Source organism: Leptospira noguchii serovar Panama str. CZ214 (genome assembly GCF_000306255.2).
Classification (GTDB): Bacteria; Spirochaetota; Leptospiria; order Leptospirales; family Leptospiraceae; genus Leptospira; species Leptospira noguchii.
In genome coordinates, this window is record NZ_AKWY02000024.1 from 53,042 (window position 1) to 65,401 (window position 12,360).

Sequence of the window (12,360 nt, forward strand, 5' to 3'; positions counted from 1 at the left end):
ACAGCCAATTGAAGCAGTTTTGTTTATTGGACTATGAAATTTTTCAACAACTTTAGTGAGATTTTGGGATGCACCGTAAATTGTCTTGTCCATTCAAAACTCAGATTACACCTACCACGAAATATGTGTAAAATTTTTAGAACTTACTTTCGAAGTCTTATATAAGAAAATTTAGATATACAATGAGGATGTTTTTGTTTTATAGATTTCAAGCCCAAACGTAGTTAGGGCGAATTTGATACACGATAAATTTTTCTAAAAGTATGAGTTCCTACATTTTAAGTCTCATAAACAAATTTTTTATTATTAAAATTACTGATGTAGTTCCTACACTTTATTTTTACGAACGATCGAAGAGCGCTCAGTTTGCAAGTTTTATTACAAAATTTAGATTTGTGGTAATTCCCATATTTTCAAAATCAACTGTATAATCTGGATTTGTAATAGTTCCTACTTTTTTAGATGCAACTCTGAAATTTTGCTTGGATTCTCCTAATTTTAGAAAATTAGGATATTTTATAAATCAAACCAACTGATAACTATAGAATAACGTGAGTTTGATTATGATTCATTTTTTAAAAAAAACTGGTTCTAAACCTTATAAATCGATTCCTAAAATGTGGGAACTACCACAAATCATGATTTTACAAATAAATTCTAAAATTGTAGGAACTCATACTTTTAGAAAATTCTTTTCCATTTTCTTACGACGAGCCCACGTCAATAAAATATCTAAGATCTTTATAACAACAGACTGTTTGAGTGTAAAAAACATTAGACAATTCTATTATTAAGTGATTAGTAGTAAGGGTTTCTTTTTTGTAAACTCAACAAGGCCTTTTTTATGATACAAAATTTTTTAAAAATAACTAGAGTATTTTGGTGTCCATTTATCTTAATCAGTTTAGGAATCTTTCTATTAGAATGTTTTAAAACCGATCAAAGATCGTTAGAAGTTTCAATCGTAATCCCTGGAAACGATAAAGAAAAAAGTCTATTTATCTACGACTCGAGCGATAAAATCATATTTCATGTTTTAGTAAAAAACGTCTCCAATAAAGAAATTCGTATTTGGAAGGACTGGAATAGTTGGGGTTATGATAATTTATCTTTTCAAATACAAACCGATCAAGAAAACATAAATATATACAAAGAAGGAAAAGAATGGTTCAAAAACTTTCCAGACTTTTGGAGCATCAAACCGAATGAATTCATAATACTAAACGTAAACCTTGACATAAAAACTTGGCCAAAACTTAAGGAATTAAAATTTAAAAACGATAGAGTTAAAATCAAATGTATTTATGAAATTAAAGAAGAGCCTTATACTAAACAATACAATATATGGACTGGAAAGATAGAATCTAGTTTTGTTGAGGCATCGATTTATTCCTATCTCTGAATACGAAATTCACCTATTTTAATATAATTTTTTAGAAACGATCAGCTTCTTTAAAATTTTGATTCTTTTAGGATTTTACTCAAGAACTATACAACCGGGTGTCCAAAATTCTGCTTCAAAACGGAGATTGGACTCAAAATGAATGATACCCTATTTTGTAGAGATGAGTAAGAAAAATTCTTAATAATATCTTCGTTTTAAAATCCCTCTCAATTCTTTTACAAAGGGAGAATCTTCGGAAGCATCCGGATTCAATCGGTTTAAATACGTTTTTGCCCAATTCTCCGCTTCTTCATACTTTCCTTGATCTCCGTAAATTCTAGCAATCAAAGTTACCACTTTTTCCAACTGATCCTTTTTAGGATCTAGTTCAGGTTTTTTACGAAGAAGTTTCACCAGTTGTAAAAGATACCTTCTTGCAGAATCTTTTCGCTCCGTAGATGAAAGCATTTCTCCCAAAGAAAAAAGAGAGATTGATTGAAAGTTTTCGGGAGCCTCGGTTATAATTTTAAGATATTGAGTTTCCGCTTCCAAAATTTTTCCATTGCCTCTTAAGGCACGCGCTACCTCAAATACCGCCTTCCACTTTCCATCTTCCGAATCGATTTGCTCTGTAATCGCACCCGCATCGTTTGAACTTTCCGCGGTTAATCTTGCGTCTTCCAACTTAGAAGCATTTGCGGATTTCCCTTGTCCGGAAGATTGATTGAATTCACTTTTTGCGTGAGTTCTCTGATTTTCTCTCAAACGCAAAAGTCCTTTTTTATATCCGCTCTCGGACGGATCTTCTTTCTTTTTATCTTTTTTCTTTTTTAAACTCGTTTTTTCGGAATTTGGAAGAATCGTCTTAGTTTCTAATTTAGAAGAAGTCTCAGTAGACTGTTTTTCTAAATTAGAATTTATAGAAACAGAATCTTGTGAAGAAGATTCTGTTGATGAAACGTTAGTCGTCTTTTGTCCGTCTACCTGCGTATTTTGATTGGAAGGTCCTTGAGTAGAATTTTCTTTTGGTTTTATTTCGTTCGAACTTGTAACTTCAGAAGGATTCTCTGAAATCCAATCTTTTGTATTTTCCGAAATTTCTGGAAATGGCAAAGACATGTCGGCAAAGAGGGCGCCACTAGTTAAAACCACAAACAAAAAAAACGGTAGGATCAAATCAGTCCAAACTTTCATCTAGGTTCAAAAGTATCTTTAGAATTATTTTTAGGAGGTTTCATCAAAGTAGGACGATCTTGATTACCACGTTCCGGAGAAATCGTTCCTGGATCATCTAGATTTCGATTTGTACTTCTTTCTCTATCTTGTATCGGAAGTACATCCGATTCCGTAGGCAATTTTGGTGTCCCTACCCCTTCTCTTCTTCCATCTCTCAATGGATCTTTTCCTTCAGGATTATTTAACTCAGGTAAAAGTCTATCCTTAGGTTTTTCCCTTTCATAACGATCAATTTCCAGATTAGAAGATGATTCTCCCGTAAGTGATAAATCCGGATCACTATAACGAATAGATCTACGTTTACGATTATAATTTCTTTCTAGATCCTCTAAAAACAAAGTCTTACGATCCAATTCCTTTGCTTGATCGTCAAACGCGGCTCCTTCTTTTCCTCTTTGAATTCCTATGAGCGCAGCCAGCGCAATTCCTAAAACAGCTAATGAAATTCCAGTATATAAAAGAGTCTTCTGAACCTGAGGTGGAAGATTACGGGACAGATTGTCGATCGAGGAAAATCCAGACTGAAATTTATCTTTTATATTCAAATCCATTGTTTAGTCTCCCTGAATCCATCGTATATTTTTAGTTTCGGTCATTTTCTAATTCTAACCACTGATAGAAAATTCTAGATCCGTTTTTTTAACCCTGAATTTATCGTCCCATCTTTTAGAGACGAAACCCTGTCTCTAAAATTAAAACCGATGGGGATTGAAAACGAAATTCCAGATTGTTATTTTTGTCCCAACCGGGATAAATTTAAATGTATATCTTTAGATACCCTCGAAAAAATCAACTCCACTAAAAAATTCAGACTCTTTCGTAAAAACGAACTACTCATCCAAGAAGGAACTAAAACAAACGGATTCTATTTTATCAAATCTGGATGTGTTCGTATATTTAGAAATTCTTCCTCTGGCAAAGAACAAACTTTTTCAATTCGAAGACCCGGAGAGTGGGTAGGATTTAGGGATCTTTTAGCAGGAAAAACTTTTGTTCAAAATGTAGAAGCCATAGAAAACGTTGAAGCATGTTTCATCTCGAAAGAAGTTTTGAATGAACTGATGGAAGAAGATTCAAATTTTCAAATGGAAATTTTAAAACAAATGGCAACCGAATGGAAGCAGTTAGAAGATCAGACCCTTACTTTAGGAACAAAACAAGTTCACGGTAAAATTGCTGAACTTCTCATTTCTTTTAGAACGACCTCTTCGGATAAATCCGAAATAGAACTCAATCTCACAAGAGAGATTATGGCCTCAATGGTAGGAACTTCTACCGAAACTTTAGTGCGGGCGCTTTCCGATTTCAAACATAGAAAATGGATTAAAATACGTAAAAATCGAATTGGGTTTTTAAACGTAGACGCTTTGAAAGAAATTTCAGGAATAAAAACTACGACATATCATTGATTTTAATTTTGAGTTACAATCTCATTCATTCCCGCAAAATAAAACTACATTTAAAATCCTTTTTTTTATACAACTTAATAAAGTTTTTTGACTTTGATTTTTATTCTGTTTACAAAAAATAAAATTAAATAAAAAATTATTTATTTCCAAAATCTATTTTACATACATACTAAATAAATTCATTATAAGTAAAAAAAAGAATATTCAAATTTACTAAAATATTGTATATATTTTAATTTTTATCTTTCAGAACTCAAAGAATCAGGAGAACAAATCTCATGAGTCAAACGAATTCCAAATACAACGACTTCATCGTAAAAGGATTCATCATCTCGGCTTTAGTTTGGGGAGTGGCTTCTATGTCGGTGGGTGTTTTAGCCGCATTTCAAATGGTTTATCCAGAGTTAAATTTCACTCGTTATTTTACTTTCGGAAGAATCAGACCCTTACACACGAACGCTGCAATTTTTGGTTTTGCATTAAGCATCATATTTGCAACCGCTTATCATTTAATTCAAAGGCTTTGTCGAGTTAGGATTTGGAGCGACCTTCTCGCGAAAATTCATTTCGGTTTATACAATTTGACGATCGCCCTAGCTGCAATTACACTTCCACTCGGACTCAACCAATCTAAGGAATACGCAGAATTGGAATGGCCTTTAGATCTTCTAATTGTAGTTTGGTTTTCGATCTTTTTGATAAATTTTCTTGCGACCATCTTTACAAGAGAAGAAAAACAACTCTACGCGGCCATCTGGTTTTACATCGCTTCTTTTGTCACGATTCCCATTCTTTTTATAGTCAATAATCTTTCAATACCCGTAAGTTTTTCTAAATCTTATTCGATTTTCTCAGGAGTTTATGACGCAAACATTCAGTGGTGGTACGGTCACAACGCAGTCGCGTTCGTATTAACGACCCCATTCTTGGGATTGATGTATTACTACTTTCCAAAACATATAAAACAACCAATCTATAGCCATAGATTATCTATCATCCACTTTTGGTCTTTAATTTTCATTTATATCTGGGCGGGTCCACATCACTTACTTAACACTCCACTTCCAGAATGGCTTCAAACCACAGGAATGGCTTTTTCCATTATGCTTTGGATGCCTTCTTGGGGAGGAATGTTAAACGGTTTCTTAACGTTAACACAAGCCAAAGAAAAGATCAAAACAGATGCCATCCTAAAGATGATGCTTGTTGGTATTACTTTTTACGGTATGTCTACATTCGAAGGGCCTCTTCTTTCAATTCGATCCATCAGCGCTCTCGGTCATAACACGGATTGGATCGTAGGACACGTTCATTCCGGAACCTTAGGTTGGGTGGGAATGATGTCTTTTGCAGCAATTTACTATCTAGTTCCAAGAATGTGGAACACAAATCTTCATTCGGAAAAATTAGCGAACTTACACTTCTGGTTATCCACTCTAGGAATTTTTCTGTACATTGTTTCAATGTGGGTTTCAGGAATTACGGAAGGTTCTATGTGGAGAGCTATCAACTCAAAAGGTTTTCTTCAATATCCTAACTGGATTCAAATCACCGAAGTTTTAAAACCGTTTCGACTTGCTCGTGGAATTGCAGGTGTCCTTTATCTGAGCGGAGTATTTGTAATGATTTATAACGTCATTAAAACGATCCAAAACTCAGGCTCTGGCTTTCAAGAAATCGATCTAAGAGTAAAAGAAGGAGAAAGTAATGTATGAAGCTTTTTGATTTATTTCTGACTTGGTTTTCCGGTTTTACAGACAAATGGGAAAAACAAGGAGTCAAATTTACGGTTTATACTACGATTGCTGTTTTAATCGGAGGAATTTTCGAATTGATTCCTCCTTTTTTTATTTCAAAAACCGCAGTTCCAATCCAAGGAGTAACTCCTTTTTCAGCTTTGGAATTAGCCGGAAGGGATATATACCAAAAGGAAGGTTGTAATAATTGCCATACACAGATGATTCGTCCTTTTAAATGGGAAGTAGATCGTTTCGATCCCTCTAAGTCCTATGGAAGAGACGGATATTCGAAAGCGGGAGAATTTATATATGATCATCCCTTCCTCTGGGGCTCTAAACGAACAGGACCGGATCTCGCTCATGAATCTCAGATACAACCTTCTTATACTTGGCATAAAACCCACTTGATCGATCCCAGATATACTTCTCCAGGATCTGTGATGCCCGCCTATCCGTGGTTATTCGATAAAGATTCTAAATTAAATTCTGAAAAAATCGTAAATCACATGAAAGGACTTTCTAAAGTAGGAGTTCCTTATACGGAAGCTGATTATACTTCAGCGATAAAAGAATTAGAAGGAAAAACAGAAGGGGACGCACTCATCGCATATTTACTTAAACTTGGAAAGGATACTGCCAATCTTTCCAAATCCATTCAATGAGGAACTTTATGGAATTAGAACTAATTCAAATCTATAAGTTTGCAAGACTTCCAATCCTCGTAATTGCAATCATTCTGATCGCCTCTTACGTTTATAACCGTAAACGTAAGGCACAAATGGAAGAGCCAAAATTTAGAATGCTCGAGGAGGATTAATCCGATGACTCATGACTCCAATAAAGACTTCGACGGTATCAGACAAGAAAACAATCCTCTACCCCCTTGGTGGAAATGGATTTTTGTGATTACAATTCTTTTCTCGGTCCTTTATGCAATTTATTTTCATAAGTTTTCCAATTGGAAACAAGACGTAGCTTATGAACTGGAAGTGAAAGAACACGAAACCAAGTTTCCTCATGTAGCTTTGATTACTGCAAAAGACGGAATTAACCCTCTTCGAAATAATCCAAACTCAATTTCAGAAGGAGAAAAAACATTTAAGACGATCTGTGCAGCTTGCCACGGCCCTACTGGACAAGGTCTTGTAGGACCGAGTTTAATGGATAAAGAATGGATACACGGCTCCACCGATTTAGAAGTTTATGAAAGTATAATGAAAGGAATTGCAATCGATAAAACGAAACTGGGCAGAGGTCCTATGCCACCACACGAAAATTCTTTAGGTTCCGAAAAAGTTTACGAAGTAATGGCTTGGATTGCGTCTCAAAACTCAAGCCTCAAAGCATCTCGTTAATTTTCTATGGTCATCTCAAGACAAATTTCCGGTAAAATCCGATCCGCAAGATATTTTGTGGAAATGATTTTAATTCCATTCTACGTTTTTCTTCCTTGGTTACATTGGAATGGGCATCCTTTGATTCGGTTAGATATTCCAGAAAGAAAATTCTACCTACTTGGAAATATATTTACCCCCCACGAAGGATTTTATCTTCATCTCTTTTTGATCGGAATGGGATTATCACTTTTCTTTTTTACTACTCTAATCGGAAGAGTCTGGTGCGGATGGGCTTGCCCTCAAACGGTGTTCACGGATCTTTTCGATTTTATAGGAAGAACGATTTTAGGTTCCAAGTATGGCAAAAAAGACGCGTCTATTATAGGAACGATTTTTGTACATATACTATGGATTATTCTGAGTTTGATCGGAGCTCTGGCTTGGATTTCCTATTTCGCCGACCCATACGAAATGATAGATGACATCCGTTTCTTTTCTCTTTCGATCACCCCTCCGACGTGGATCTATTTTACGCTTTTTTTTACCACAACTTTGTATCTTGATATGGCATTTGTCAGAGAACAATTCTGTAAATACATATGCCCTTATGCAAGATTCCAGACCGTACTGATGGATTCGAACTCCGTTAACGTAACTTACGACTTTAAAAGAGGAGAACCTAGAAGAAAAGCCGGAACCCAAATTGGAGATTGTACTGCGTGTAATCTGTGTTTGGTGGTTTGCCCAACCGGAATTGATATTAGAGAAGGAGTCAATGTGGGCTGTATAGCTTGTGGTAAATGTGTAGACGCTTGCACAAAAACCATGAGCAAAGAAGGTAAAAAAACTCTAATCGGATATATGTCCGAAAATCAGGCAAATCATCCTGGAGCAAAAGTAAATTGGGTTCGTCCCAGAAGTCTAATTTATGGGTTTCTACTTCTTTGTACCTTAGTCGTTTCTTCCATTCTACTCTATAACAGAGTTCCGATTTACGCAAATATACTCCCGGATCGTATCATACAACCAATGGAAATACCAGGTGGTGGTGTTAGAAATTTTTATGATATACAACTTTCAAACATGACGTTTGAAAACAGATCCTTAAACGTTTTCGTAAAAGCAAGCACTCTTGTTTCTCCAGTACAAATTCTTTTAGGAGGAACTACAATTCCTTCTATTTCGATAGAAGCAAATCATACACAAAATTATAGAATCATTTTGGAGACTAAAACCCAAGATCGCTCTCAAATGGTCCATCAAATCACTTTGAAAATCGAGGATTCAAAAAATCCAAATTATCAACTTATAAAAAAAATTCCGTTTCGATTTCCGATCAAAAACTAAAGTAAAATTCATGGCGCTACATAAAAGTATGAAACTCGCATTCTTTTGGATTTGGATCGCATTCATAGCGCTAATCGGCGCTACGATAGTTACGATTCGATACGCAAACTCTGGTGATACTGGACTCATAGAAAAAGAATATTATGAAAAAGGATTAAACTACGAAAAATCAATTCTCGAACAAAAGAAAATGATCGAAGAAGGATATTCATACGAAAGTATCCTGTTTACCCAAAACCCGAATTTAAAAACAGGCAGAAATTCCATCGAAGTTAGATTTTTAAAATCCAAAGTTCCCATCACAGGAGCAAAACTTAAAATAGAAATAGAACGGCCGGCTACGGATCTATGGAACCGAAACTTCATTTTAAAAGAAGATCCAAAAACGAGTGGAACGTATTTTGGAGTTTTGGAATTTTCAGGAACTGGCAAATGGGCACTGAATATCAAAGGTGAAATTTCCGGAAAAATTTTAAAAAAAACAATATATTTGAATATTCAATAAATTCTATGCGTTCAATCACAGCACAACAAAAAATCTGCTATCATTGTAACACCCCAATCATGACAGAAAAAGAAATAATCTACGGAAAATTGAACGAAGAAGATAAACCGTTTTGTTGTATCGGATGTAAATCTTTAGCCGTCCTACTCGTAGAAAACGGGCTCACTCGATTCTACGATTTAAGAGGATCTGAAATTTTGGAGCCTGTATCCTATATAAAATCTTCTGACCAAGAAAACTTAGAAACGGATTCAATATATCATGAATATGTAATTCAAAGTGAAAACAAAATCTGTGAAACACTAATTACGATCGGGAAAATACATTGTTTCGCTTGTGTATGGTTAAATGAAAAGGCACTTTCCGAACAAAAAGGCGTTTTGAAAACAAGAATTAATTTTGCCACCGGTAGAATGAAACTATTATATGATAGAAATCAAATCAGTCTGAACGAAATATTTCACTTAATCAGAAAAATAGGTTATGAACCCTCGTTGTATTCTCCTTTTAAAGCGGAAACCAAAGTCGTTTCTTTTTCCAAGGATTTATTTTTTAGAATGGCAGTCGCCGGATTTGCATGGGGAAACATAATGTTATTTAGTATAAGTCTCTATGCAGGTTATTTTTCCGGAATAGAAATGGAGTTCAAACGTCTGTTTCACTACGTATCTTGGTTTTTTTCGACCCCAGTTTATCTATATTCCGGCTATCCTTTTTATAAGGGAACACTCGAATCCATGAAAAGAAGAATATTGTCTATGGACGCTTTACTCTTTTTAGGAGTTTCTCTAGCATATTTTTACAGCGTCTACGTGACGTTAGCTGATAAAGGAGAAGTTTACTTCGATTCTGTTTGTACGATTTATTTTTTTGTATTGATCGGAAAGTTTTTAGAATCAGAAATCCGATTGAAAGCAGGAAGAAAAATAGGAGAACTTCTGTCAGTATTTCCGGAAGAATATACCATTATACAAGATGAAAAACAAATTTTAGTATCTTCAGATAAAATCGAAAAAGGAGATACCGTTCTACTCAAAAACGGAAACCGTGTTCCTGTGGATGGAGTTTTAGAATCGGAGAAGGCTCATTTCGACGAATCCTTTCTAACCGGAGAATCTAAACCAGTTTCCCACGAAAAAGGAGATTTCATTCTATCCGGCTCTACTTGTCTAGGTTCCAACGTTTCCATCCTAACAACCGCTACAGCAAGAAATAGTACACTTGCTAGAATCTCTCTATGGATCGAAAATTCAATCCAATCTAAACCGAAAATCCAAAGAGTAACTGACAAAATTTCAACTTATTTTATTCAAATTGTTCTAGGAATAGCGATTTTAACTTTTATTATATTCGGTTTTTATTATCATTCTTGGGAATCAGCGATCTTAAACACGATCAGCGTTTTGATCGTAGCCTGCCCTTGCGCACTAGGACTTGCCGTTCCGACGGCATATGTCACCAGTAATTTGTTACATAGCAAAAAAGGAATCTTAGTCAAACATCCGAATTCGATAGAAATTTTAAGTCGCGCGGATAGAATCTATTTCGATAAAACTGGTACCTTGACCCTAGGAAAATTATCGATCAAAGAAGAACGGATTTTCAATCCTACAGATAGACTCCGTCTCTACTCAATTTTATTGACGATGGAATCTAGTTCTACTCATCCTCTTGCAGTTAGTTTAAAAAAAGAAATCGAAAAAAAAATGAAACAGGAAAAAGAATCCCCAATCTCAATGAATTGGAAAAGAATTCAAGAAATCCCTGGAAACGGAATCGAAGCAATTACGTTAGATGGAAAGTATAAGTATCGAATTGGAAATCGAAGTTTTGTCACGAATGATCAAGAGGCAATAGACAGTAAAATTCATCTCGGAATGGACGGAAATCTTTTAGCGAGCTTTTCTTTAGAAGACGCAATTCGTCCTGAAACACAATCCACAATTCAAAAACTAAAATCTAAAATCCGATTTATAGGAATTCTCTCTGGAGATTCCAAATCCAATGTAGAATCCGTAGCTTCCTTTCTAAACATCGACCATTTTCATTATGAACTCAAACCAGAAGAAAAGTTGAAAGTGATTCAGGAAAGACAGTCGTTAGGAGAAACCGTAGTAATGGTAGGAGATGGAATTAATGATTCGGCGTGTTTAGCAGTCGCAGATTTGGGAATTTCAATGGGAATCGCCTCCGATCTTTCCATAGACAAATCCGATATAGTATTACTTTCAAACAAACTAGATTCACTTTTATCTGCGATTTCAATCTCAAAAAAAACAAAAACAATAATATTTCAAAATATCCTAATATCCTTAATTTATAATTCCTTTATGTTGCCTCTGGCCTCGTTCGGTTTTATGCTACCGGTTATTTGTGCCGGTTTTATGACCCTCAGCTCTCTTTCGGTAGTTTTTAATTCCATATCTTTACAATGGAGAATAAAACCATGAATGCACTGTATCTCACAATCCCTCTGGCGATGTTGATCGCATTAGGCGCCCTAGCTACATTCCTATGGTCCTTAAAATCTGGACAGTATGATGATATTGAAGGCCCGAAGTACAGAATGCTTTTCGATGAAGATGAATCCGAAGGTCCAAAAAAGGGGGAACTTCATGCAGACTGAACTTATTATAACCACGATCTCAGTGGCCTTTTTGCATGGAATTACTAGTTCTCTACATTGCATCGGAATGTGCGGGCCTTTTGCAGGAACGTTAAACATCGTCGGAGAAAAAGGAAAATTTAAAATGAATCTATTGTACAATCTGGGAAGATTCATATCTTATTCTATTTTAGGTGCAATTTTAGGATTTTTAGGCTCCGGACTAAATTTTGCGGGTAGTATTTTTGCACTTCAAGAATTTGCGGCTGTGTTTTCTGGAATTTTTATACTTGCTTTCGGATTCCGACTTTTTCACAACGTGAGTCCGGAACGTTCAGGATTATATCAGAAAATTCTAAATCACTTTGTGTCTCCTCTATTTGTTTCCATCAGAAAAGGCGAAAAACTTGCCATTACATCTTTGACTTTTGGAATCGTAACAGGCTTACTTCCTTGTGCCGTTTTATATCCGGCTTTCAGCTTAGCACTTGCGACAGGAAACATAGGATATGGTTCGATCGTAATGTCCGCATTTTTCTTAGGAACGTTTCCAGCACTTTTTATTTTTGGAATCGGATTTAAAAGAATACTTTTACGACTTCCGCCAAACGTCATACAATTAGGAGGAATCATTATCATATTTTTAGGAATTTCGATGATTTTTTTCAGAATGAATCATACTCAACATGATTTTCAAAAAATAAGATGGAATTCGCATCATCACTAACGAAAATTCTTTCCAAACACTTAAGTTTTTTAGATAGATTTCGATTGTAAAAAGTACAATAATTTCTACAC

Annotated in this window: 13 protein-coding genes; 11 read left to right on the forward strand and 2 right to left on the reverse strand. The window is 35.2% G+C overall.

Annotated elements, in window-relative coordinates; translation table 11 throughout:
* The first annotated feature begins 844 nt into the window (after positions 1-844).
* On the forward strand, positions 845-1,402 hold the full coding sequence (locus LEP1GSC059_RS13945; RefSeq protein ID WP_002176136.1) for a hypothetical protein: 558 nt from the start codon (positions 845-847) through the stop codon (positions 1,400-1,402).
* Between the two features lie 180 nt (positions 1,403-1,582).
* Here LEP1GSC059_RS13945 and LEP1GSC059_RS13950 read toward each other — a convergent pair whose 3' ends face one another.
* Positions 1,583-2,578: a tetratricopeptide repeat protein gene (locus LEP1GSC059_RS13950; RefSeq protein ID WP_020980967.1), complete on the reverse strand. Its 996-nt coding sequence runs from the start codon at positions 2,576-2,578 to the stop codon at positions 1,583-1,585.
* Positions 2,575-3,171, reverse strand: a complete 597-nt coding sequence (locus LEP1GSC059_RS13955; protein ID WP_002176159.1) for an LIC_11485 family protein — start codon at positions 3,169-3,171, stop codon at positions 2,575-2,577. Before LEP1GSC059_RS13955 ends, LEP1GSC059_RS13950 begins: the two co-directional genes overlap by 4 nt.
* A gap of 150 nt (positions 3,172-3,321) precedes the next feature.
* Here LEP1GSC059_RS13955 and LEP1GSC059_RS13960 point away from each other — a divergent pair, with 150 nt between their 5' ends.
* The 10 genes from LEP1GSC059_RS13960 to LEP1GSC059_RS14005 all read left to right on the forward strand — a co-directional run bounded on the left by LEP1GSC059_RS13960 (position 3,322) and on the right by LEP1GSC059_RS14005 (position 12,289).
* Positions 3,322-4,029, forward strand: a complete 708-nt coding sequence (locus tag LEP1GSC059_RS13960) for a Crp/Fnr family transcriptional regulator (protein WP_002176149.1) — start codon at positions 3,322-3,324, stop codon at positions 4,027-4,029.
* Positions 4,030-4,307: 278 nt separating this feature from the next.
* Positions 4,308-5,744, forward strand: a complete 1,437-nt coding sequence (gene ccoN / locus LEP1GSC059_RS13965) for a cytochrome-c oxidase, cbb3-type subunit I (protein WP_002176175.1) — start codon at positions 4,308-4,310, stop codon at positions 5,742-5,744.
* Positions 5,741-6,430, forward strand: coding sequence for a cbb3-type cytochrome c oxidase subunit II (locus LEP1GSC059_RS13970; RefSeq protein WP_002176127.1), 690 nt, complete (start codon positions 5,741-5,743; stop codon positions 6,428-6,430). Before ccoN ends, LEP1GSC059_RS13970 begins: the two co-directional genes overlap by 4 nt.
* Before the next feature lie 8 nt (positions 6,431-6,438).
* Positions 6,439-6,585, forward strand: a complete 147-nt coding sequence (locus LEP1GSC059_RS13975) for a hypothetical protein (RefSeq protein WP_002151304.1) — start codon at positions 6,439-6,441, stop codon at positions 6,583-6,585.
* A gap of 4 nt (positions 6,586-6,589) precedes the next feature.
* Positions 6,590-7,123, forward strand: coding sequence for a cbb3-type cytochrome c oxidase N-terminal domain-containing protein (locus LEP1GSC059_RS13980; RefSeq protein WP_002176137.1), 534 nt, complete (start codon positions 6,590-6,592; stop codon positions 7,121-7,123).
* Between the two features lie 6 nt (positions 7,124-7,129).
* Positions 7,130-8,452 carry a cytochrome c oxidase accessory protein CcoG gene (gene ccoG, locus LEP1GSC059_RS13985; protein WP_002176148.1) on the forward strand — a complete coding sequence of 441 codons (1,323 nt, stop codon included), beginning with the start codon at positions 7,130-7,132 and terminating at the stop codon, positions 8,450-8,452.
* Positions 8,453-8,462: 10 nt separating this feature from the next.
* Positions 8,463-8,957 (forward strand): FixH family protein, encoded by a 495-nt coding sequence (locus tag LEP1GSC059_RS13990; protein ID WP_036024991.1) that lies wholly within the window; start codon positions 8,463-8,465, stop codon positions 8,955-8,957.
* A 5-nt stretch (positions 8,958-8,962) separates the two neighbouring features.
* A complete protein-coding gene (locus LEP1GSC059_RS13995) occupies positions 8,963-11,407 on the forward strand; it encodes a heavy metal translocating P-type ATPase (RefSeq protein ID WP_036024994.1) in 2,445 nt (814 codons plus the stop codon).
* The gene (gene ccoS, locus LEP1GSC059_RS14000; RefSeq protein WP_002176158.1) at positions 11,404-11,583 is read left to right on the forward strand and encodes a cbb3-type cytochrome oxidase assembly protein CcoS; all 180 of its coding nucleotides are present in this window, start codon (positions 11,404-11,406) and stop codon (positions 11,581-11,583) included. The genes LEP1GSC059_RS13995 and ccoS overlap by 4 nt, the downstream gene beginning before the upstream one ends.
* Complete coding sequence (locus tag LEP1GSC059_RS14005) at positions 11,573-12,289, forward strand: sulfite exporter TauE/SafE family protein (RefSeq protein WP_017214334.1); 717 nt, start codon at positions 11,573-11,575, stop codon at positions 12,287-12,289. The genes ccoS and LEP1GSC059_RS14005 overlap by 11 nt, the downstream gene beginning before the upstream one ends.
* The last annotated feature ends 71 nt before the right edge of the window (positions 12,290-12,360 follow it).